The organism is uncultured Pseudoflavonifractor sp. (assembly GCF_944387275.1).
Taxonomy (GTDB): Bacteria; Bacillota; Clostridia; order Oscillospirales; family Oscillospiraceae; genus Pseudoflavonifractor; species Pseudoflavonifractor intestinihominis.
This window is the reverse complement of sequence record NZ_CALXEG010000010.1, coordinates 14,003-36,051: the sequence shown is the minus strand read 5'-3', so window position 1 is coordinate 36,051 and position 22,049 is coordinate 14,003. Positions and strand designations below refer to the sequence as shown.

The window sequence follows — 22,049 nt, the reverse complement described above, 5'->3', positions numbered from 1 at the left end:
ATATCCTACACGCCCGGTGGGACTCTGTCAAGACTCCAGCAGCGTCCAGTCCGGCTCCAGGGGCACGGAGGCCGGCACGCCGCCGATGGACTCAATGGCGTGGCCATCGGCCAGGATCTGCACGGTGCTGATGGACAGGTCCTCCTGCATGCACAGGGTGTTGACGATGGAGTAGAGCAGCAGCCGGGCCGACTGCTCGTCCTCCGGCAGCGCGGCGAGAAACTCGGGCGACAGGTTCACGGTGCACACGCCGCCCTCCACCGAGATGCCCCGCAACTTGGTGTCCTCGGGCATCAGGCTGGTCAGCTCCCGGTACCGGGGGCCCTCCAGCAGGGCGGAAAACACGGCGCTGGCCATGGTGTCCCCCTCGTTCTGCACCACGTCGCGGTACTCCACCCCCAGGCCGCTGCCGTCGGCCCTGGGGAAGCACAGCCCCACCGCCACGGTCAGCTCTCCCTCCCCTGTGCCGGGCAGGAGCACGTCGTCCGTGCCCATGGCCCGCAGGGTCTGGTAGGGGATGGCCTCCCCCTCCACGGTGATGTACACCTCCTCCACCCCCTCCAGCTGGCACAGGGTGAGGGTGAGGCAGGAGTTGGCCACTGTCAGATCCACGCCGGACAGGCCGCCGTACTGCTCGGACAGGTCCAGCCGCAGCTGCCCCTCCTCCAGCTGGCAGGAGAGCAGCCGGGTGCCCGAGGGGGCGGGCGAGGTCAGGCCGGGGGTCTCGGGCTGGGAGAGCACCAGCTCCGCCAGGGCGGAGGCGGTGTCCTCGCCGGAGGGGACATGGTACTCCCAGTCCACCGCCTGGACCGTGGCCTCCTCCCCGGTCACCGCGTAGTAGACCTTGTAGGCCCCCTGGGGCTGGGTCTCCTCCCCGCTCTCCACCAGGGCGCAGGCCGACAGGAGCAGCAGGCCGGTCCACAGGACCAGCAGCAGACCGCTGTTCCGGCGCAAATCACACTGTCTCACTGCTCGCTCCCCCCTTCCGGCTGACAGAGCGGAAACACGACCTCAAAGCAGGTGCCCGGCTCCGGGTCCCGGCGGCGGACGGTCACAGAGCCGCCGTGCTGCCGGGCGGTGTCCCGCACGATGGACAGGCCCAGGCCGGTGCCGCCCGCCTCCCGGGAGCGGGCCTTGTCAACCCGGTAGAACCGGTCGAACACCTTGGGCAGATCCTCCTCCGGGATGCCCACGCCGGTGTCCTCCACCCGGAGGAGGACGCTCTTTCCACGGACGAACAGCGTCACCGTCACGGTGCCCTGGGGCAGGTTGTACTTGATGGCGTTTTCCATCAGGTTGAAGGCGATCTGGTAGATGTCGTCCTGGGTAGCCCGGACAAAGCAGCCCTCGTCCAGCCGGCACAGCAGCGTCACGTCCACCGCCTTTGCCAGAGGCGAGAGCATGTGCTCCACCTTCTCCACTACGTATTTCACATCCACCGGCTCGGTGTGGACCGGGGCGGCGTTGTCCATACGGGTGAGGGTGAGCAGCTTTTCGGTGATGCGGGTGAGCCGCTCGGCCTCCTCGCCGATGTCGCTGACGAACTCCTTCCCTGTCTCCGGGTCCATGTGGTCGGACTGGAGGATGGAGTCGGTGAGCAGGCGGATGGAGGCCAGCGGGGTCTTCAGCTCGTGGGAGGCGTCGGACACAAAGCGGCGGCGCACCTCCTCCGTGGTCTGGAGGCGGCCGGTCAGCTGGTCAAACTCGTCAGCCAGCAGGGCCAGCTCGTCGTGTCCCCCCAGCTGGACCCGGTGGCTGTACTCGCCCTCCCGCACGATGCGGATGGCTTTGAGCAGGGTGCCCATCCGCCGGGTGAGGGCCCGGGAGAACACCGCGCTCAGCAGCAGGGCCACCAGGCAGATGATCACGGAGATCCGGCCCAGGTTCCGCTGGACCCCGGAGAGCAGGGCCCCCTGGTCGGCGTCGTACTCATAGAGGCACACGGCGCCGATGATGGACCCCCGGTACACCACCGGGGCGGCGGCCCGGTTGCGGAACACCCCGTCCCGGTACTGGCAGGTGAACACGTCGTAGCCCTGGCCCTTGAGGGCGGTGACCACCTCGCCCACCAGGGCATACCGGCCGATGGTGGCGCCGGTCTCGCCGGTGTCGTAGATGATCATGCCCGCCGCGTCGGTCACCAGGATGCGGATGCGGGCCAGGTCCACGTTGTCCTGGAGCCGCAGCTCCTGAAAGACGCCGTCGGCGCCGTCGTAGGTCATGGTGCGCAGGCTGGACAATGCCGAGGAAATCAGGGACGCCTGGCTCTGGAGGGCGGTCTGTTTGGAGGTCTCCACCAGCTCCCGGGAGGCCAGGAGGGGGTAGGTGTTGAGCAGCACCAGCACCGCCGCGATGACCGCGATGTAGGTCAGGGCGAATTTTGTCTGGAGGGAGCTCCAGAGGTGGACCTTCCGGGGCGCGGAGCGCTCCTGATTCTTTTCCTTTTTTCTGTTCAAGGACTCCGCCTCCTCTCGTCTCCGGCGGTGATGTCAGGCCCGGCGGCCCCGCAGCAGGAAGGTGACGGCGAAGAAGGCCGCCAGATACAGCGTGATGGACGCGCCGGCAGAGGTGCCCGCGTAGTAGGAGGTCATCAGCCCGGCGATGCCGGCCACAATGGCCCCCAGGATGGAAAACAGGTGGTACTGCCGCATGTTGCGGGCCAGGTTCCGGGCGGCGGCGGCGGGGAGCACCAGCAGGGAGTTGATGACCAGCAGGCCCACCCAGGTCATGGACACGGTGACCACCACGGCGATGGCCGCGGAGAACAGGGCCTCCTGCCAGAACACCCGGATGCCCCGGCTGTCCGCCAGGGCGGGGTGGATGGAGGAGATCATCAGCTGGTTGAAGGACGCCAGCCACAGTACCACCACCAGCAGCAGGATGAGGGCCAGCAGGCCGATCTTGCCCGGCTCCACGCTGAGGATGTCGCCGATGAGCAGGTTGTTGAACTTGGTGAAGCTGCTGCCCCCCAGGGTGGCCAGGAAGATGCCCAGGGCCACCGCCGTGGAGGAGAAGACGCCGATGACGGTGTCGCTGGCCATGTGGGTCCGGTGGCGCACCAGGGTGAAGAGCAGGGAGAAGGCGATGGCGAAGATCACCGCGCACCACATGGGGTCCACAAAGCCGAAGATGGCGCCGATGGCCATGCCGGTAAAGGCGGAGTGGCCCAGGGCGTCGGAGAAGAAGGACATCCGGTTGGTGACCACCATGGTGGACAGCAGTCCGAACAGGGGCGAGATGACCAGCACCGCCAGCAGGGCGTTCTTCATAAAGTAGAGCCCGTCGGGCCCGGCCCATTCAAAGGGCAGAATGGATACGATCTGATACCACAGCTCCATTACGACCCCGCCCCCTTTCTCAGGTCCAGGTGGAACACGGCTCTGAACTCATCGGAGGAGAGAACCTCCGCGGGCGTGCCCACCTTCAGCACCGTGGACTTGAGGAGGATCACCTGGTCGGCGTACTCCTCCAGGGTGGCGAAGTCGTGGGTGGACAGGAGGATGGACAGGTCGTACTGGGTGCAGATCTCGTCCAGCATGTCCAGCAGCTGCCGCTCGCCGTCGATGTCCACGCCGGAGAGGGGCTCGTCCAGGATCAGGATATGGGGCAGCGGCTCCAGGGCCATGGCCATGAGCACCCGCTGGAGCTCGCCGCCCGACAGGGCGCCCATGCGCTTGTCGATGAGGTCGGCGCCGTGGACCCGCTCCAGGCAGGCGATCACCCGCTTGCGCAGGCTCTTGGGCGCGGGCAGGAACACCGGCCAGGAGGAGATGGCGGCGGAGAAGAAGTCGAACACGCTCACCGGGTCCCCCCGGTCAAAGGCGGGGGACTGGGGCACGTAGCCGATGAGGGGGCGGGTGTGCTTTCCCCCCGCCTTCTGGAACTCGATGGTGCCGCTGTGGGGGATCTGGCCCAGCACGGCCTTGAACAGAGAGCTCTTGCCCGCGCCGTTGGGGCCGATCAGAGCCACGATCTGGCCGCAGTGGAGGTGGAAGTTGACGTCCCGGAGGATGTCCGCTCCACCCATGTCCACCCCCAGGTGCTCCACCCGGAGGCAGCAGGCGCCCGCGCAGCCGGCGCCCTGGATCTCATGCTTTGGTTTTCTCATTCATAGGCCTCCAGGATCGTGTTGACATTCTGCTCCAGCCCGGCCCGGTAGGGGTCGTCGCTGTCCGCAGGCACCGCCTCGGCGCTCATGAGCATGGTCAGCTGGGCTACCTTGACCCCCGTCTCCCGGGACACCGCGTTGGCGGTGGCGTCCGAGCCGTTGGCCTCGGTGAAGATGGCGGGCAGCTGATACTGCTCGATCAAATCAATAATTTCCACCAGTTCCCTGGCGCTGGCCTCGCTGCCCGCCTCCTCCTCGATGGCCTTGACCACGGTCAGGCCCATGGCGTCGGCAAAGTAGCCGAAGCCCTCGTGGAAGGTGATGAGCTCTCTGGGCTCCAGGCCGGAGAGACGGTCCCGCAGCTCATCCTTCAGGGCGGTCAGCTCGCCGGCATAGGCCGCGGCGTTGTCCGCGTACAGCTGGGCGTTGTCCGGGTCGGCCTGGGACAGGGCGGCGGCGATGTTCTCCACCATCACGGCGGCCCGGGACGGGTCCATCCAGATGTGGGGGTCGTACTCGCCGTGGTCGTGGTCGTCGTGGTCGTCCTCGCCGCCGTGGGCGGCGTGCTCCTCGGCGCTCTCCCCGTAGTGGAGGAGGGACACGCCCCCCGAGCAGTCCACCGTGGGCACGCCGCTGGACTCGATGGCAGAGGACATGGCGTCCTCCAGGCCCACGCCGTTGAGCAGGAGCAGGTCGGCGCCCTGGATGGCCTTCATGTCGTTGACGGTCAGGGTGTAGTCGTGGAGGCAGCTCATGGGCTGGTTGATGACCGCCTCCGCCTCCACCCCCTCGGCGCCCTCGATGACCCGGCTGGTGAAGAGATAGATGGGGTAGGTCATGGCCGCCACGTGCAGCGTGCCGTCCTCCTCCGGCGCGGCGGCAGGGCCGCAGCCGGACAGCAGCAGCGCCAGGCTCAGGAACAGGGGAATGAGTTTCTTCATACAATACCTCGCCAATAAAATACCTGCCGGACCGCGCTTTCCCGCAAGTCCGGCAGGCTTTATTATACCGCTATTTGCACATTTTGTAAAATGTTTTCCCACTTGTCAGGTGGATTTTCCCCCGAACAGGCCCTCGCACCCGTCCAGGTTGGCCCGCAGGCGCTCCAGGTCCTCCTGGAGCCGGTCCAGCTCCGCCTGGGAAAACCCCCGGCAGAGCACCTCGTCCACCCGGTCAAACCCCTGCTGGACCTGGGCGGCCTTCTCTCGCCCGGCGTCGGTGAGCCGGACCAGGTAGGACCGGCGGCTGCCCGGGTTCTCCACCCGGCGGATGAGTCCCGTCTCCTCCATCCGGTCCAGGGCCCGGGAGAGGGTGGCGGCGTCCAGCACACAGGCGTCGGCCAGCTCCCGCTGGGTCAGGCCGTCCCCCTGGAGGAGGCGGGCGAGAATCCGGGGCTGCCCCTGGCCCAGGGTGAGCCCCAGGCCGGAGAACCAGGGCTGGAGCAGCCTCCGGCGGCTCAGCTCCAGCTGGAACAGCATTGACCGCAGTTCACGCTTTTTCACGGCGCTCCCCTCCTCACTCCAGCTCGAACTGGCCGGTGTAGAGCTGGTAGTACCGGCCCTTCTGGGCCAGCAGCTCCTCGTGGCTGCCCCGTTCGATGATCCGCCCCTGCTCCAGCACCAGGATGGCCTGGGCGTTGCGGACGGTGGAGAGCCGGTGGGCGATGACGAACACGGTGCGGCCCTCCATGAGGTGGTCCATGCCCTGCTCGATGAGCTGCTCGGTGCGGGTGTCCACCGAGCTGGTGGCCTCGTCCAGCACCAGCACCGGCGGCTGGGCCACGGCGGCCCGGGCGATGGTGAGCAGCTGCCGCTGGCCCTGGGACAGGTTGGCGCCGTCCGAGGTGAGCATGGTGTCGTACCCGTCGGGCAGGCGGCGGATGAAGGAGTCGGCGTTGGCCAGCCTGGCCGCCTCCTTCACCTCCTCGTCGGTGGCGTCCAGCCTGCCGTACCGGATGTTCTCCAGGATGGTGCCGGTGAAGAGGTGGGCGTCCTGGATGACCATGGCCATGGACCGGCGCAGATCGTCCTTGCGGATGTCCCGCAGGTCGATGCCGTCGTAGGTGATGGCGCCCTCGTTGAGCTCGTAGAACCGGTTGATGAGGTTGATGATGGTGGTCTTGCCCGCGCCGGTGGAGCCCACGAAGGCGATCTTCTGCCCCGGCTTGGCAAACAGGTCGATGCTGTGGAGGATGGTCTTTTTGCTATTGTACCCGAAGACCACGTTGTGGAAGCGCACGTCCCCCCGCAGAGGCACCAGCCTGACCGTACCGTCGGCCTGAGGCACCCGCCAGGCGTAGATGCCGGCGGGGTCCTCGGTGAGGGTGCCGTCGGCGTTCTCCCGGGCCCGGCATAGGGTCACCTTGCCCTCGTCCGGCTCAGGCTGCTCCTCCATCATCTCAAAGATCCGCTCCGCGCCGGACAGGGCGGCCATGATGAAGTTGACCTGCTGGGTGAACTGGTTCATGGGCATGGCGCTCTGCCGGACGTACACCAGGTAGGCCGACAGGCTGCCCAGGTCCATCAGGCCGGAGAGCACGAACATGCCGCCCACACAGGCGGACACGGCGTAGTTGAAGTAGGACAGGCTCACCACCGTGGGCACGGTCATGCCCGCGTAGTTGACGGCCTTGGTGGCCGCCTTCCGCAGGTCCTCGTTCTTGCGGCAGAAGATCTCAAAGTCCTGGGGCTCGTGGTTGAACACCTTCTCCACCTTCTGGCCGGACACCATCTCCTCGATGAAGCCGTTCAGGTCGCCCAGCCGGGCCTGCTGCTCGTTGTAGTACCGGCGGCTGCGCTTGCCGTTCCACCGGATGAACAGGGCCATGGCCGCCAGAAAGGCCACCACGATGAGGGACAGCCGGAAGTTGAGCACCAGCAGCATGCTGATGGTGCCCACCACCATGATGGCGCTCTGGATGAGCATGGCGAAGGAGTTGTTGAGCATGTTGGTGAGGGTGTCCACGTCGTTGGTGAAGCGGCTCATGAGCTCGCCGTGGGTGTGGGTGTCAAAATACCGCAGGGGCAGGGTCTGGACGTGGGCGAACAGGTCGGAGCGGATCTCCGCCACCACCTGCTGGGCGGTGTGGGCCATGAGCTGGTTGTAGCCCCAGGTGGCGGCGGCCCCCGACAGGTACATCAGGCCCATGAGCAGCAGCATCACCATCAGGCCGCGCACATCCCCGGGCAGCACGTACTGGTTGATGACCGGCTTGAGCAGATAGGTGCCGAAGATGTTGGCGCCGCTGCCGATAAACACCATCACGGCCACGGCCACCAGAGCCAGCTTGTGCCGCCCCAGATAGCGCATGAGCTGGAGTATGGTCTTTTTGGTGTCCTTGGGCCCCCGGCCTCTTACCATTGCAGCCATTATTCCAGCGCTCCTTTCTGCTGAGACTGATAGAGCCCCTGGTAGAAGGGGTTGGAGGCCATCAGGCTCTCATGGTTGCCCACGGCGCTGATCTTTCCGTCCTCCAGGATGAGGATCTGGTCCGCCTCCTGGACGGAGGTCACCCGCTGGGCGATGATGATCTTGGTGGTGCCGGGCAGGCCCTGGGCCAGGCCCTGGCGGATCTTGGCCTCGGTGGCCGTGTCCACGGCGGAGGTGGAATCGTCCAGGATGAGCACCCTGGGCTTTTTCAGGATGGCCCGGGCGATGCACAGCCGCTGCTTCTGGCCGCCCGACACGTTGACGCCCCCCTGGCCCAGCTCGGTGTCGTATCCGTTCTGGAGCCGGTCGATGAACTCGTCCACGCAGGCGATATGGCAGGCCTGGTCGATCTCCTCGTCGGTGGCGTGTTCGTTGCCCCAGCGGAGGTTGTCCTTCACCGTGCCAGAGAAGAGGGTGTTCTTCTGGAGCACCATGGCGATGGCGTCCCGCAGGTGCTCCAGGGGGTACTCCTTCACGTTCCGGCCGTCCACATACACCGCGCCACCGGTGACGTCGTACAGCCGGGGGATGAGCTGGACCAGGGTGGACTTGGCCGAGCCGGTCTGGCCCAGGATGCCCACGGTCTGCCCCGCCTCGATGCGGAAGGACACGTGGTCCAGCACGTTCTCCCCCGCTCCCGCCCGGTAGCGGAAGGACACGTCGTCAAACACGATCTCGCCCCGCTCCACCTTGGCGTCCGGGTCGGTGACGCCGGGGATCTCGGTGATGTCGATCTTCTCGTCCATGACCTCCAGGATCCGGCGGCAGGAGGCCAGGGACCGGGTGAGCATGAGGAACACGGCGGAGAACATCATCAGGGAGTTGAGCACCTGGAGCACGTAGCTGAGGAAGCCGGTCAGGTCGCCCACCTCCATGCCGCCCACCATGGTCAGCCGTCCGCCGAACCACAGGATGGCTAGGATGGTGCTGTACATGATCAGCTGCATGGCGGGCATGTTCAGGGCCGCCAGCCGGAAGGCCCGCTCGGAGGTGTCCCGCAGGTTCTTGTTGACCTCCTCGAACTTCTCCACCTCGTACTCCCCCCGGACGCAGGCCTTCACCACCCGGATGGCGGTCAGATTCTCCTGGATGATCCGGTTGACCTGGTCCATGGCAGCCTGCATTTTGCCGTACATGGGCCGCACCCGGCTGACGATCTGCCACAGCAGGATGCCCAGCAGGGGCGCCGCCACCAGGAACACCACCGCCAGCCTGGGGCTCATGCGGAAGGACAGGCCCAGGGCCATGACCATCATGATGGGGGAGCGGACGGCGGGTCGCAGGCCGGTGGCCAGGGCGTTCTGCACGGCGGTCACGTCGCTGGTGAGCCGGGTGACCAGGGAGGCCGTCTGGAACCGGTCGGTGTTGGCAAAGGAGAAGGCCTGGATCTTGCGGTACTCCTCCTTCCGCAGCTCTGCGCCCAGACCCTGGCCGCACACGGCGGCAAAGCGGGCGCTGCCCGCGCCGAACAGCAGAGCCAGCAGGGCGCACACGGCCATCATGGCGCCCCGGGTGAAAATGTACGTGGTGTCCCCGTTCTTGACGCCCACATCCACGATGTCCGCCATCAGGAAGGGGATGATCAGCTCAAAGACCGCCTCCACCGCGATGCAGAGCACCGCCAGTATGGTGTATTTCCGGTAGGGCTTCAGGTAGGAAAAAATCCGCAGAAGCACGTGCCGTCGCCTCCTCAGTTGCAGTTCTTATTGTTGTGCGTGCAATTATTGTATGCGCATCACATGCAGATGTCAACCTTTCGCAGGCAAATTTCTTCCCCTCCCCTGTTTTTTCGGCGCTAGACCCTGTTTTCTCTCGAAAATGCCGCCCGGCGGGTCTGTTTTCGGCAGAAATGACAAACGGACCGCCGCCCGGATGGGCGGCGGTCCGCTTGGAATCAGCTTGTGACAGGGGTCAGCGCTGTCCCTTGTCGTAGGGGATACCCTCGGCCTTGGGCGCCCGGGACTTGCCGGAGGTGAAGGCCAGGATGATCAGGGAGATGATATAGGGCAGCATGTTGTACACGCTGCTGGGCAGGTTGAGGGCAGCCAGGAAGTCGAAGCCGGTGTACACGTTGCCCAGGGCCCGGAACAGGCCGAACACCAGGGCGGCCAGGGCGATGCGGGTGGGCTTCCACTGACCGAAGATCATGACGGCCAGGGCCAGGAAGCCGAAGCCGGCCACGCCGTTCTCAAACTTCCACTCGCTGACGCCGGCGGTGATATAGACGATACCGCCCAGACCGCCCAGCACGCCGGAGATGAGCACGCCGGCATAGCGCATCTTGTACACATTGATGCCCACGGAGTCGGCCGCCTGGGGGTGCTCGCCGCAGGCGCACAGCCGCAGGCCGAAGCGGGTCTTGTACAGCGTCACATAGGCCAGCACCAGGGCGATGACGGCCAGGAGCATGAACCAGTTGAACTCAAAGCCGGCGATGTTGACGATAAAGGCCTTCTTGGGCTCGATATACTGGATGGTGGAGGAGACGTTGTTCACGTTCTCCGAGGTGTTCATGGCCTTGACGAACACGGTGGCGGCGGCGGTGCCCAGCAGGTTCATGGCGGTACCCACCAGGGTCTGGTCCGCCTTGAAGTTGATGGCGGCCACGGCCAGCAGCAGGGAGTACACCAGGCCCAGGGCCATGGCGGCCACGACCACCGCCAGGATGACCGCCGGCGCGGGAGTGCCGGCAGGCAGGAACTTCATCATCAGCGCGCCGCCCAGGGCGCCCATGACCATAATGCCCTCCAGGCCGATGTTGATGATGCCGGAGTGCTCCGAGAAGCAGCCGCCCAGCGCCACCAGGATCAGGACGGAGGCAAAAATCAGCGTATACTGAATGAGCAGTACCATTTACTTGTCCCCTCCTTCCCCGTTCTCGGCGGCCTTGGCAGCCGCCAGGGCCTTGGCCTCCGCCTTGCGGTCGGCCCGGCGGTCCATGAAGCTCTTGAAGAACAGCACGAAGCCGCACAGGTAGATGATGAGGGCGGAGATAAAGTCGGCGATCTGGGCGGAGTACATGGTCTTGTCCACGTAGGCGCCGCCGTTGGTGATGTGCTGGATGAAGTAGGAGGAGAAGATGGCGCCGATGGGGTTCAGGCCGCCCAGGAAGGCGGCGGCGATGCCGTTGAAGCCCATGGCGGGCACAGAGGAGGCGGTGGTCTGCCACTGCTCGAAGCCGGTGAGATAGAACATGCCCGCGCCCATGGCGGCCAGACCGCCGGCGATGACCATGGTGAGGATGATGTTCTGCTTCTCCTTCATGCCGCAGTACTTGGCGGCGAACTTGTTGAAGCCGGTGGCCTTCAGCTCATAGCCGAACTTGGTCTTCTCCAGCACCACCCACACCACGATGGAGATGATCACCACCAGGGGGATGGCGATGGTCACGTACTGGTTGTTGCTGAAGAACTTGCCCAGGCCCAGGCTGGGCAGGATGGCGCTCTTGTTGGTGCTGGCCAGGGTCAGGGTGTAGGGGCTGGCGGTCTCCTTCACGTTGCCCAGCAGCATGTTGACCGCGTAGAGGCTGATCCAGTTGAGCATGATGCAGGAGATGACCTCGTTGACGTTGCAGTAGGCCTTCAGGGCGCCGGAGATGCCGCCCAGGATGCAGCCGGCCAGGATGGCGGCGATGATGCACACATACCAGGGCATATTCAGGGCCAGGGCGCAGTAGAGGCTGGCGCCCGCGCCCACCACGTACTGTCCGGCGGCGCCGATGTTGAACAGGCCCACCTTATAGGCGAACAGGATGGACAGGGAGCACATGATGAGGGGCACGGTCTTGACCAGGGTGTTGCCCAGGTACTTCAGCTGGGCTGCGGCGCTGGGATAGTAGAGGAAGTTCTCCACAATGGTCTTGATGGCTTCCGTCGCGCCGGCGGGATTGATGATGAGCAGGACGATATAGCCCACCAGCAGTCCGATCAGGATGCACAGCAGCGAGGCCGCCAGAGATTGAAAGCCTTTGTTCTTCCAGATGGAACCGGACTTTTTTCCTTGCTTCATCCTTTATTTCCCCTCCCTCTTGGCGCCCGACATATACAGGCCCATTTCTTCCACCGTAGTGGTCTTGGGGTCCAGCTCGCCCACGATCTCGCCCTCGTACATGACCAGGATCCGGTCGCTCAGCGCCATGACCTCGTCCAGCTCCAGGCTGACCAGGAGGACGGCCTTGCCGGCGTCCCGCTGGGCCACGATCTGGCTGTGGATGTGCTCGATGGCGCCCACGTCCAGGCCGCGGGTGGGCTGGACGGCGATGAGCAGATCCGGGTTCTTGTCGATCTCACGGGCCACGATGGCCTTCTGCTGGTTGCCGCCGGACATGCTGCGGGCGAGGGTGATGGGGCCCTGTCCGGAGCGGACGTCGTACTCCTGAATGAGCCGCTCGGCATAGGCCCGGATGGCCTTCCGCTTCATGAAGCCGGCGTGGACGAACTCGGGCTCAAAGTACCGCTGGAGCACCATGTTGTCCTCCAGGGTGTAGTCCAGCACCAGGCCGTACTTGTGCCGGTCCTCGGGGATGTGGCTCATGCCGGAGACCGACCGCTTGCGGATGGGGGCGTTGGTAATGTCCTGGCCCTTGAAGGTGATGGTGCCCGACACAACAGGCTCGATACCGGTCAGGCCATACACCAGCTCGCTCTGGCCGTTGCCGTCGATGCCGGCGATACAGACGATCTCCCCGGCCCGGGCCTGGAAAGAAACGCCCTTCACGGCGTTGTTCTTGTGGACCTTGGAGGCCACGGTCAGGTCCTTCACATCCAGCACCACGTCGCCGGGCTTGGCGGGCTCCTTGTGGACCACAAAGTCCACGTCCCGGCCCACCATCATCTTGGACAGCTCTTCCTTGGTGGTGTGGGCCACGTCCACGGTGCCGATATACTTACCCTTGCGCAGGACGGTGCACCGGTCGGCCACAGCCATGATCTCGTTGAGCTTGTGGGTGATGAACAGGATGCTCTTGCCCTCGGCCCGCAGGCCGCGCATGATCTCCATCAGCTCGTCGATCTCCTGAGGGGTCAGAACGGCGGTGGGCTCGTCAAAGATCAGGATCTCGTTGTCCCGGTAGAGCATCTTCAGGATCTCGGTGCGCTGCTGCATGCCCACGGTGATGTCCTCCACCATGGCGTCCGGGTCCACCTTCAGCCCGTACTTCTCGCTGAGGGCCACCACCTTTTTCCGGGCCTCATCCTTCTTCAGGAAGGGACCCTTGGTGGGCTCCACGCCCAGGATGATGTTGTCCAGAACAGAGAACACCTCCACCAGCTTGAAGTGCTGGTGCACCATGCCGATACCCAGGTCGTTGGCGTCGTTGGGGTTCTTGATGGAGACCACCTGACCGTCCTTTTTGATGGTGCCCTCCTCCGGCTGATAGAGCCCGAAGAGCACGCTCATCAGAGTGGACTTACCCGCGCCGTTCTCGCCCAGAAGGGCGTGGATTTCTCCCTTTTTTAACTGAAGCGTAATGTTGTCGTTTGCGATAATGCCGGGAAACTTCTTGGTGATGTTCAGCATTTCGATAGCATATGCTTGTTCCAAGCCGACGACCTCCCCCTCATATAGTTCCGCGCCGGGCTTCTGCCGGAGGGCAAAGCCGCCTTGCGCTTAATTGACAATATCATTATACAATATCCGTCGGGTTCTTCCAAGGAAATTTGACGGATTTTCCAGAAAAATTCAAAGCCGCTTTGTGCACAGTGGCCTGCTTAAAAAAAGAGGGCGGGACCTGGCCCGCCCTCTTTCGGCATCTGTTCCTTACTTGATGTTCTCGTAGCTGTTGACGGTGATGGTGGTGGCATTGGCAGCGGGCTCCACGGACACGTCGTTGGAGACGGTGATCTCGCCGTCGAACATGGCCTTCACCAGGGCCTTGTAGTCGTCCTGGGTGAAGCCGTCGCTCCACTGAGTGGACTCCATGGGCAGCTGGACATAGTTGGCCTCGGGATCGTCGCCGGACACCAGGCCCAGAGTCTCGATCTTGCCGCCGTAGTTGGCGAAGTTGCCGTTGACAACCTCATCCAGCAGGTGCTGGGTGGTGTTGGCCAGGCCCTTCATGGCGGAGGTGACGGTCATATCCTCGCCGTAGGCGGAGATGATGCCGGCCTGGTCCACATCCACGCCGATGACCTTGCCGCCGGCCTTGGCAGCGGCCTCGGCAGCGGAGGTGTAGATACCGCCGCCGCAGGCGAACACGACCTGCACGCCCAGGGACTGATACCAGTTGTCCATGTAGGCGGTGATGTCGGCGTCGCCGAAGAACTGGTTGCCGTAGACATACTCCAGGGTCACGTCGGCGCCGGTCTCAGCGGCGGCGGCGTCAGCGCCCTGGATGTAGCCGTAGCCGTAGCGCTGGACAGCGGGCACGGCCATGCCGCCCAGGAAGCCCAGGTGGGTGTAGCCCAGCTTCACAGCGGCGTAGCCGGCCATGTAGCCGCACAGCTCCTCCTGATACACAGCGCAGTACACGTTGGAGGGCACCACGTAGGGATCAGCGGGAGGATTGCCATTCTCATCCAGAGGATTCAGGTCGGTCTCGCCCACGTCCAGGGCGATGAAGGTGGTGTCGGGGTACAGCTCAGCGGTCTCCTTGATGGCCTCGGCAAAGGCGTAGCCGGGCATCACGATGACGTTGTAGCCGTCGGCCACAGCGGCGTCGATCATGGCCACACGCTCGGGGGTGGAGTCGCCGGCGGGCTTGTAGTACTCAAAGGGGATGCCGGCGGGATCGCAGTAGGCCTTGCAGGCCTCATAGGTGGTCTGGTTGAAGGACTGGTCGGTGATGTCGCCGTAGTCGGTGATCATGGCCACCTTGATGTCGGTAGCGGTGTTCTCCTCGCCGCCGGACTGGGTAGCGGGAGTCTGGTTGTCCTCAACAGGCTGGCTGCCGGAGGGAGCGGGGCTGTTGGTGTCTCCGCCGGTCTCCTGGTTGCCGCAGGCGGCCAGAGCGAAGACCATTGCCAGGGACAGAATGAGAGCCAGGATCTTACGAGACTTCTTCAATGTGATCTACCTTCCTTTCAAGAAACAGATGGCCCAGTTCGGCAACAGACGTCTCTCCGTCCCTCACTGGGCTGGCAAGGCTATTATAACGCAGTCTTAAGCAAAGAGCAATCGTCATTTGACCGTTTAGTTCGAAATTTTTACAAGTTACCTTTCATATCCCGCCGCTGCCACGGGCATTTTGAACAAATAGTACAGTATTTCTCCTCTTTTGACCACATTTCCCCCGCATGCCCCCTCAAAACTTTTCTACATTCTCTATACAAATTTTTTACTTGACTGTGAGTATGATATGTGGTATAGTATCTCAGCACAATAAAGCAGGAACGGTACCTCCGTCCTCACCTCCAGCCCCAGGCAAAGAGGTCAACATAGTTCAGTGCGCGCCGCCTCCCAGGATGCGGCGGGTGTTGTTGTGTTGGACGCGGGTACCGGTTGGTAGCCGCTTTTTGCGGTTTCAGCCAGGTGCAGGCTTGGCTTGCTTAACGAATTGGAGGTGCTTTCCTATCAGCAAACAGGGTCATCAGCTCAACGAGGAGATTCGGGACAGAGAGGTCCGTCTGGTGGGCGCCGACGGCGCTCAGCTGGGCATCATGTCCGCCAGAGAGGCTCTGGAGAAGGCCATGGAGCAGGGCCTGGATCTGGTCAAGATCTCTCCCACCGCGGTTCCCCCGGTCTGCAAGCTCATGGACTACGGCAAGTTCAAGTTCGAGCAGCAGAAGCGGGAGAAGGAGGCGCGGAAGAACCAGCGCGTGGTGGAAATCAAGGAAGTGCGCATGTCTCCCGGCATCGACGTCAACGACTTCAATGTCAAAGTCCGCAATGCGCAGAAGTTCCTGGCCGACGGCGACCGGGTCAAGGTAACGGTCCGCTTCCGCGGCCGCGAAATGGCCCATACCGAGATCGGCAAGGATCTGCTGCTCAAGTTTGCCGAGCAGTGCGCCGACGTGGCCACGCTGGACAAGGACCCCAAGCTGGACGGACGGCACATGTCCATCTTCCTGTCCTCCAAGGTCGGTAAGGACGCCAAGAAGTAAAACCGCCGTCCCGGCGGCTGTCCCAGGTATTTAACAGTAAAGGAGATCACTAAAATGCCTAAGCTCAAAACCCACAGCGGCGCCAAGAAGCGCTTCAACCTCACCAAGAGCGGCAAGGTCAAGCGCGCCCACGCCTTCAAGTCCCACCTGCTCAACGGCCACGGCAAGGACACCAAGCGCAAGAGAGGCCTCCGCGCCGGCGCTTACGCGGACAAGACCAACGAGTCCGCCATCAAGCGCATGATTCCCTACAAATAAGAACCTTACCATCTCCTTCCCGGAGAGGAGGCTCGCTGAGAGCCGGAGGGGCCACCCCCTTTTACTCATAACATAGGAGGCTTTTTACAAATGGCTAGAGTTAAAGGCGCGATGATGACGCGCAAGAGAAGAAATAAGGTCCTCAAGCTGGCCAAGGGCTACTGGGGCGCCAAGAGCAAGCACTTCAAGATGGCCAAAGAGCAGGTCATGAAGTCCCTGAAGTACGCCTACACCGGCCGCCGGCTGAAGAAGCGCGACTTCCGTCAGCTGTGGATCACCCGCATCAGCGCCGCCTGCAAGATGAACGGCATGAACTACTCCACCTTCATGAACGGCCTGAAGAAGGCCGGCGTGGAGATCAACCGCAAGATGCTGGCCGAGCTGGCTGTCAACGACAAGGCCGCCTTCACCGCCCTCACCGAGATGGCGAAGGCTCAGCTGGGCTAAATCCAGATTTCAGCGCACACAGAGCGGGGCAGGGCAGACGCCATGCCCCGCTTTTCCTGTCCTTTGGACAAAACCGGGCCGCCCTGCTGAGGGGCGGCCCGGTTTTCTTTTATTCGTGCTTCATGCATTTCTCCAGCGCCTGGTAGAGCAGGGACACATCGATGGGCTTGGAGATGTGCCCGTTCATGCCCGCCTCGGTGGTCTTGGCGATGTCCTCGGCAAAGGCGTTGGCAGTAACGGCGATGATGGGCACCGTGGCCGCGTCCGGCTTGTCCAGCGCCCGGATGGCCCTGGCCGCCTGGCAGCCGTCCATCTCCGGCATCTGCATGTCCATCAGGATGGCGTCGATGGAGTAGGGCGCCGCCGCCTGGAAGATGCGCACCGCCTCCGCGCCGTTGACCGCCTGGAGCACCTCCACGTCGTTCATGGAGAGGATCTCGGTGGCGATCTCCATATTCAGCTCGTTGTCCTCCGCCAGGAGAATCTTCCGCCCCGCCAGCTGGAAGGGGCTGCTCTGCTCCTCCTTCTTCTCCTGGGCGTCCTCCTCCCCGGAGACCGCCTCCAGCGGCAGGGTGACGGTGAACTTGCTCCCCTTCCCCAGGGTGCTCTCCACCGAGATCTCGCCGCTCATCTGCTGCACCAGGCTCTTGACGATGGGCATGCCCAGACCGGTGCCCACGGTGGCTGCGCTGGTAAAGCAGGTCTCCCGGGCGTAGGGGTCAAACAGATGCTCCAGGAAGCTCTTGGACATGCCGATGCCCGTGTCCTCCACCACGATCTGGTACTTGCTGTGCCGCTGGAAGTCGAACTGGCGCACCTCCAGCCGGATGTCCGCCCCCGGGTTGCTGTACTTCAGGGAGTTGGAGAGGAGGTTGTTGAGGATCTGGCCGATCTTGAACTCGTCCCCCACCACCTCCTCGTTGCGGATGTCCAGCTCGACGGAGAAGTGCTTGCCCTGGTGCTCCGCCTGGGTCCGGAAGATCCCCGCCGACTCCTCCACGTACTGCTTCAGGTTGAAGCGCTTGTTGTTGAGGGCGTTCTTCCCCGCCTCCATCTTGGACAGCTCCAGAATGTCGTTGATGAGGGCCAGCAGCTGCTTGCCCGAGAACTCGATCTTCTGCATGTAGTCCCGCATCTTGCAGCAGTCCCCCTGGCTGTTCTGAGCCAGCTGGGAGAAGCCGATGATGGCGTTGAGCGGGGTGCGCATGTCGTGGGACATGCTGCTGAAGAAATCCGACTTGGCCTTTGTGCTCTTCTTGGCCGCCTCCAGCGCCTCCTGGAGGATAATGGTATGCTGGAGCTGCTGCCGTTTCTCAATATCCACGTCCCGGAAGCAGAGAATCACCTCGTCGGGGGCCAGCTTCTCATCATAGAGGGTGCGGATGTTCACCCATTTATAGATCTCGCCGAAGCGGCGCCGGTAGTCGCCGCCGTAGTCGGCGATGTGCTCGCTCACCCGCTGGCGGATGCTTTCCAGCGAAAAGCTCAGCTCAAATTCCTGGTAGGTCCCCGACTCCACCACCTGCTTTACCGTGGCCAGCAGGAAGTCGTATCCTCCCGTCCGGGGCATCTGGGACTCCAGATCCCTGGACATCTTGATGGCCTCATAGGTCCCTTCGCGGAAGTTCACCCGGTAGACGGCGTAAAAGGAGTCGCTGAGAATCCGAATGGTGTTGCCCGCCTTTTTAATCCGCTTGTTCTGCTGCAAATCCCGGATCACCATGGCGGTCAGCACCGCAAAGAGCAGCACCGCCACCCCGGCCAGCAGATTCACCACCATGTTCCGGTCCCCCATCAGGATGGTCCTGATGGGGATGGTCATAATGACCGTCCAGCCGTTGCTCATGGTGGAGTAGTACACGCCCCGCTCCACGCCCTCCATATCTGTGATGGAGGTGTCGTATGCAAAGAGGGAGCCGTCCCTTATCCCCTCCATCAGATAATCGGCGTACATCTGCAGGGTCTTCTCATCCGTCTGCCACCTGGTCACCGTGTACAGCAGCGTGCCGTTGGTGTCGCACAGATAGTAGGAGCTGTTGCCGGGCAGGGTCTGGGTGGTGTTGTGGAGGCCCTGGCTGTGGATGTACACGTCCATGGCCAGCACGTCGCCGCTGCGTGCCAGCGCCTTGGAGATGGTGAACACCGGCTCGCCGGTGATGGCGTCCTGATACACGTCGCTGAACACCACCTCGCCCCCGGCCGCCAGCGCGTCCTGGTACCAATCCGTGGACCGGTAGTCGTAGGCGGCGTCCCCGTCCCACGGGTTGGCCGCCACGATCTCCCCGTCGATCACCGCGTAGGGATCCACCATGTTCTCCCCCAGCATCACGGTCAGCTTGGAGAAATAGTCCTGGAGCCAGCTCTGGACCTCGCTGCCGTTGCCCGCGTCACTGTCAATCTCGTCCACGTACTGGGCGGCCAGGATGATGATCTGGCGGAAGCTGTCCAGATGCATCTCCTCCTCCACCGCGTAGCTCTTGGCCAGGGCCATGCCCAAATTCTGGGTGTTCTCCAGCAGCTTCACCCGGACCAGAAACACACTGAACAGGAGCAGCACAGCCACCAGGACCAGCATGAGAATGCTCAGCGCTGTGTTGGACGAGACGGAAATCTTTTTCTCTTTCAAGGCAAAGTCCTCCCTGTGTATCCCGGAGCAGCTCCGGGGAGATGAGCCGTCACAGCAGCGGCGCGAACAGCCGCAGCAGGCACTGGCCCACCCGCAGCACGGCGGAGCGGCCCGAGCTGTACTGCCCGGTCACCTCCCGGCACTGGGGGAAGGTGTTCCGGAAATCCTCCTCCACCTGCTTCACCGCGGCGCAGCCGTGGAAGAGCACCGCGTTCTCAAAGTGCAGGTACAGGCTGCGGTAGTCCATGTTGATGGTGCCCACCACGGCGGTCTCCCCGTCGGCCACGCACTGCTTGGCGTGGATGAACCCGGGGGTGTACTCGTAGATGCGCACGCCGCTGCGGGCCAGCCCGGCGTAGTAGGACCGGGTGACGCTGTACACCAGCTTCTTGTCCGGGATGCCGGGGGTGATGATGCGCACGTCCACCCCCCGCCGGGCCGCCAGACCCAGGGCACGGTTCATCTCGTCGCTGATGATGAGGTAGGGCGTGGTGAACCACACCCGTTCCCTGGCCCCCTCGGCCATGCTCAGATACACGTTCTCCCCCACGAACTCCTGGTCCAGGGGGCTGTCGGCGTAGGGCTGGACAAAGCCGCCCTCCCTGCTCTGATAGGGCACCGGCGCCAGGTAGGCGCTCACGTCTCCGTCGGTGGGGCGGATGGCGTTCCACATCTCCAGAAACTGGGCCGTCAGACTGGTCACCGCGTCCCCCTCCAGCCGGATGCCGGTGTCCTTCCAGCGGCCGAAGGGGTGGGTCAGGTTGAAGTACTCGTCGGCCAGATTGTACCCGCCGGTGAACCCCACCGCGCCGTCGATGACCGTGATCTTCCGGTGGTCCCGGTTGTTCAGAAACACGTTGAACACCGGGATGACCGGGTTGAACACCCGGCACTGCACCCCCACCTGCTCCATCCGGCGGATAAAGTCCCGGTTGATGAAGCCGATGCTGCCGATGTCGTCGTAGATAAAGCGGACCTCCACGCCCTGGGCCGCCTTGCGGGCCAGCACGTCCTTCAGCCGGCCGAAGGCCGCGCCCTCCTGTACCGCGTGGTACTCCATGAAGATGAACCGCTCCGCCCGCTCCAGGTCGCGGAGCTGGGCCTCCAGCCCGTCGGCGGCGTCGGCGTAAAAGTCCACGTCCGTGTTCCGGCACAGTGGGAAGCCCCCGTACCGCTGCAGGTAGCCGGCCAGATTGCCCGCCGGGCCCCCCTGGGCCTTCAGCTCCTCCACCACGTCCGGCCGGACGGGCACACCCTTGGCCAGGGTCTGGTGCACCGCTTCAAACCGTCGGGCCATCCGCCGGGTGGCGCCCGACCGGCCCATCAGCAGGTACAGGCACACCCCCAGCACCGGGAATGCCAGCAAAAGCAGCATCCACGGCATCTTGAAGGCCGCATTGGTGTGTTTTCCGTACAGCTTCAGCACGATCACCAGGGCCGCCAGACGGGTGACGGCACTGAGGATGGCCGAATACTCGTTGAGCCTGATGTAGAGCAGGACGATCCAAAGTACCTCCAGCAGGATGCACAGTCCCACAAATACCAGGCGGCCGATGCTGTTCTGCACGCTGGTCTTCTGTTCCGCTGTCATAGAACCCCTTCTCTCCCGCCCTTTTCCGGGCGTTACGGCACGATTATACCAAATCCCCGTCTTTTTGTTAAGTCCCGGCTTTCATGGAAACAGCCTGCGGCCCCCTGTTCAGGCGCCGCAGGCTGTTTTCTCTTATTTACTCCTCCACCAGAATGGCGTTGGGATAGACCTTTGCGATCCGCTCGTCGGGGTAGTGGCGGTCCAGGAAGTCGGAGAGGATGGTGGTGGGTACGTCGGGCGCGGTCTGCCGCTGGTTGTACCGGGCCAGGGCCAGCGCCGACAGCGCCATGTTGCACACCATGAACACAATCAGCACCCAGGTGCCGATCCGGCCGATCTTGGGCGGAATGCGCTCGATCAGGCCGGAGAGCACGGGGTAGATGCCCTTGAGCCACACCACCGCCGCAATGCCCCAGAAGAAGCAGTAGAGCAGGTTGATACGTCCCCCCAGGTTGAAGGGGAGGTGGCTGTAATCCCAGAACACGGTGCCGAACGCCAACTCGGTGAACACGCTGCACGCATACTCGTAGGCGCCGCCCAGGATGGTGCCCGCCAGGAAGATGTACCGGTCGCTGCGGTCCTTGTACTTGTAGAGCACGGCGGTGAACATCACCGCCCCCAGGCCCCACACCACGCTGAAGGCGCCGTAGATCAGACTGCTCCGGCTCATCCACACCCCCGCCGTCACCCGGCAGAACAGCGTCTCGATGATATCCCCCAGAAAGGCGGCGATGACAAAGAGCCACACCAGCTTGTGGAAGCAGCAGCCCTCGGCAAAGACGCCGCGCTTTTCTTCCCGCTCTGTCTGGGCCTCCAGCAGCTTTTCCGCCTCCAGCTCGTGGGCCCGGAGGACCCGGCGCTGGACCCGGCGGGTGATAGCGTTGCCGAACACGTCGGACAGGTCCCGGAAGTTCTCCGACAGCCGGGCCAGGCGCCGCAGCCGGAAGCGGAGCTGGAGCACCGACACCAGGGACACCACAAAGTCCACCGCCACCACGCCCCAGCACACCAGCAGGGCGATCAGCCCGGCCAGTCTGGGGATACGGTCCAGCACCCCGGCCAGCAGGGGGTCCAGGAACCAGATGGACGCCAGGGCCAGCAGGCCCCACACCAGCAGCAGCGGGAAGAAGATGTAGCCCTCGAACTGGAACCGGTGCCTGGTATAGTCCCACCAGCGGCGGTGGAAGATGCGCTCCAGCAGGAACCCGGTGACAAAGGTGACGGCTGCGGCGATGACCGCGCCGCCCACCACCAGAAAGACCGGGTGATCCGCCAGCTCAGGCAGGAAGATGGCGAAGAGCACCGCGCCGAAGCCGTAGGACGGTTTGAGCGGCAGGTTGAGAAAGCCGCTGTTGACAAAGATGTGCCGCCGCACCGCGGCCGCCGCCACGCTGACGCACCATCCTGCCAGGGAGTAGACCAGGAAAAACCAGGCCAACTGATAGAGCGTATAATACATAACGTCTCTCCTTTCGGAGGCGCTGAGCCCTTCGCGCCCTCACGGGCTATTCTGCCATACTTTTTCCCCCATTGCAACCCGCGTTTATGACC

The 22,049-nt window shown here is 63.7% G+C and carries 18 protein-coding genes; 3 read left to right on the top strand and 15 right to left on the bottom strand.

Annotation, left to right across the window (positions count from 1 at the left end; all coding sequences use genetic code 11):
- Positions 1–27 precede the first annotated feature (27 nt).
- The 12 genes from Q0K23_RS04075 to Q0K23_RS04020 all read right to left on the bottom strand — a co-directional run bounded on the left by Q0K23_RS04075 (position 28) and on the right by Q0K23_RS04020 (position 14,539).
- Positions 28–969 carry a GerMN domain-containing protein gene (locus Q0K23_RS04075; RefSeq protein ID WP_294518151.1) on the bottom strand — a complete coding sequence of 314 codons (942 nt, stop codon included), beginning with the start codon at positions 967–969 and terminating at the stop codon, positions 28–30.
- Positions 966–2,456 (bottom strand): HAMP domain-containing sensor histidine kinase, encoded by a 1,491-nt coding sequence (locus Q0K23_RS04070; RefSeq protein WP_294518149.1) that lies wholly within the window; start codon positions 2,454–2,456, stop codon positions 966–968. The genes Q0K23_RS04075 and Q0K23_RS04070 overlap by 4 nt, the downstream gene beginning before the upstream one ends.
- Before the next feature lie 33 nt (positions 2,457–2,489).
- Positions 2,490–3,338, bottom strand: a complete 849-nt coding sequence (locus Q0K23_RS04065; protein WP_294518147.1) for a metal ABC transporter permease — start codon at positions 3,336–3,338, stop codon at positions 2,490–2,492.
- Entirely contained in the window at positions 3,338–4,108 is a 771-nt protein-coding gene (locus tag Q0K23_RS04060) for a metal ABC transporter ATP-binding protein (protein WP_294518145.1), read from the bottom strand. The genes Q0K23_RS04065 and Q0K23_RS04060 overlap by 1 nt, the downstream gene beginning before the upstream one ends.
- On the bottom strand, positions 4,105–5,049 hold the full coding sequence (locus Q0K23_RS04055) for a metal ABC transporter substrate-binding protein (RefSeq protein WP_294518143.1): 945 nt from the start codon (positions 5,047–5,049) through the stop codon (positions 4,105–4,107). The genes Q0K23_RS04060 and Q0K23_RS04055 overlap by 4 nt, the downstream gene beginning before the upstream one ends.
- Before the next feature lie 105 nt (positions 5,050–5,154).
- Positions 5,155–5,610 (bottom strand): MarR family winged helix-turn-helix transcriptional regulator, encoded by a 456-nt coding sequence (locus tag Q0K23_RS04050; RefSeq protein WP_294518141.1) that lies wholly within the window; start codon positions 5,608–5,610, stop codon positions 5,155–5,157.
- Between the two features lie 13 nt (positions 5,611–5,623).
- Positions 5,624–7,477, bottom strand: coding sequence for an ABC transporter ATP-binding protein (locus Q0K23_RS04045; protein ID WP_294518139.1), 1,854 nt, complete (start codon positions 7,475–7,477; stop codon positions 5,624–5,626).
- A complete protein-coding gene (locus Q0K23_RS04040) occupies positions 7,477–9,213 on the bottom strand; it encodes an ABC transporter ATP-binding protein (protein ID WP_294518137.1) in 1,737 nt (578 codons plus the stop codon). The genes Q0K23_RS04045 and Q0K23_RS04040 overlap by 1 nt, the downstream gene beginning before the upstream one ends.
- A gap of 235 nt (positions 9,214–9,448) precedes the next feature.
- Positions 9,449–10,390 (bottom strand): ABC transporter permease, encoded by a 942-nt coding sequence (locus Q0K23_RS04035; RefSeq protein ID WP_294518135.1) that lies wholly within the window; start codon positions 10,388–10,390, stop codon positions 9,449–9,451.
- Complete coding sequence (locus Q0K23_RS04030) at positions 10,391–11,545, bottom strand: ABC transporter permease (RefSeq protein WP_294518133.1); 1,155 nt, start codon at positions 11,543–11,545, stop codon at positions 10,391–10,393.
- A 3-nt stretch (positions 11,546–11,548) separates the two neighbouring features.
- Complete coding sequence (locus Q0K23_RS04025; protein ID WP_294518221.1) at positions 11,549–13,054, bottom strand: ABC transporter ATP-binding protein; 1,506 nt, start codon at positions 13,052–13,054, stop codon at positions 11,549–11,551.
- Between the two features lie 240 nt (positions 13,055–13,294).
- The gene (locus Q0K23_RS04020; protein ID WP_294518131.1) at positions 13,295–14,539 is read right to left on the bottom strand and encodes a BMP family protein; all 1,245 of its coding nucleotides are present in this window, start codon (positions 14,537–14,539) and stop codon (positions 13,295–13,297) included.
- Between the two features lie 398 nt (positions 14,540–14,937).
- Between Q0K23_RS04020 and infC the strand changes: the two genes are divergently transcribed.
- The 3 genes from infC (at position 14,938) to rplT (ending at position 16,281) form a co-directional block, all read left to right on the top strand.
- Positions 14,938–15,576, top strand: coding sequence for a translation initiation factor IF-3 (infC, locus tag Q0K23_RS04015; RefSeq protein ID WP_294518129.1), 639 nt, complete (start codon positions 14,938–14,940; stop codon positions 15,574–15,576).
- 54 nt (positions 15,577–15,630) lie between these two features.
- Complete coding sequence (rpmI, locus tag Q0K23_RS04010) at positions 15,631–15,834, top strand: 50S ribosomal protein L35 (RefSeq protein WP_006574162.1); 204 nt, start codon at positions 15,631–15,633, stop codon at positions 15,832–15,834.
- 90 nt (positions 15,835–15,924) lie between these two features.
- Complete coding sequence (gene rplT / locus Q0K23_RS04005; protein ID WP_006574163.1) at positions 15,925–16,281, top strand: 50S ribosomal protein L20; 357 nt, start codon at positions 15,925–15,927, stop codon at positions 16,279–16,281.
- A 109-nt stretch (positions 16,282–16,390) separates the two neighbouring features.
- Here rplT and Q0K23_RS04000 read toward each other — a convergent pair whose 3' ends face one another.
- The 3 genes from Q0K23_RS04000 to Q0K23_RS03990 form a co-directional block, all read right to left on the bottom strand.
- Positions 16,391–18,907 carry an ATP-binding protein gene (locus Q0K23_RS04000; protein WP_294518122.1) on the bottom strand — a complete coding sequence of 839 codons (2,517 nt, stop codon included), beginning with the start codon at positions 18,905–18,907 and terminating at the stop codon, positions 16,391–16,393.
- Between the two features lie 49 nt (positions 18,908–18,956).
- The gene (cls, locus tag Q0K23_RS03995; protein WP_294518120.1) at positions 18,957–20,498 is read right to left on the bottom strand and encodes a cardiolipin synthase; all 1,542 of its coding nucleotides are present in this window, start codon (positions 20,496–20,498) and stop codon (positions 18,957–18,959) included.
- 136 nt (positions 20,499–20,634) lie between these two features.
- Positions 20,635–21,957, bottom strand: coding sequence for a putative ABC transporter permease (locus Q0K23_RS03990; protein ID WP_294518118.1), 1,323 nt, complete (start codon positions 21,955–21,957; stop codon positions 20,635–20,637).
- Positions 21,958–22,049 lie beyond the last annotated feature (92 nt).

Excerpts from the sequence above, each read along its gene's own strand:
- Q0K23_RS04045 (WP_294518139.1), bottom strand. The coding sequence starts at position 7,477 with ATGGCTGCAATGGTAAGAGGCCGGGGGCCCAAGGACACCAAAAAGACC.
- Q0K23_RS04060 (WP_294518145.1), bottom strand. The coding sequence starts at position 4,108 with ATGAGAAAACCAAAGCATGAGATCCAGGGCGCCGGCTGCGCGGGCGCC.
- rpmI (WP_006574162.1), top strand. The coding sequence starts at position 15,631 with ATGCCTAAGCTCAAAACCCACAGCGGCGCCAAGAAGCGCTTCAACCTC.
- Q0K23_RS04030 (WP_294518133.1), bottom strand. The coding sequence starts at position 11,545 with ATGAAGCAAGGAAAAAAGTCCGGTTCCATCTGGAAGAACAAAGGCTTT.
- cls (WP_294518120.1), bottom strand. The coding sequence starts at position 20,498 with ATGACAGCGGAACAGAAGACCAGCGTGCAGAACAGCATCGGCCGCCTG.
- Q0K23_RS03990 (WP_294518118.1), bottom strand. The coding sequence starts at position 21,957 with ATGTATTATACGCTCTATCAGTTGGCCTGGTTTTTCCTGGTCTACTCC.
- infC (WP_294518129.1), top strand. The coding sequence starts at position 14,938 with ATGCGGCGGGTGTTGTTGTGTTGGACGCGGGTACCGGTTGGTAGCCGC.
- Q0K23_RS04055 (WP_294518143.1), bottom strand. The coding sequence starts at position 5,049 with ATGAAGAAACTCATTCCCCTGTTCCTGAGCCTGGCGCTGCTGCTGTCC.
- Q0K23_RS04035 (WP_294518135.1), bottom strand. The coding sequence starts at position 10,390 with ATGGTACTGCTCATTCAGTATACGCTGATTTTTGCCTCCGTCCTGATC.
- Q0K23_RS04025 (WP_294518221.1), bottom strand. The coding sequence starts at position 13,054 with ATGCTGAACATCACCAAGAAGTTTCCCGGCATTATCGCAAACGACAAC.
- rplT (WP_006574163.1), top strand. The coding sequence starts at position 15,925 with ATGGCTAGAGTTAAAGGCGCGATGATGACGCGCAAGAGAAGAAATAAG.
- Q0K23_RS04065 (WP_294518147.1), bottom strand. The coding sequence starts at position 3,338 with ATGGAGCTGTGGTATCAGATCGTATCCATTCTGCCCTTTGAATGGGCC.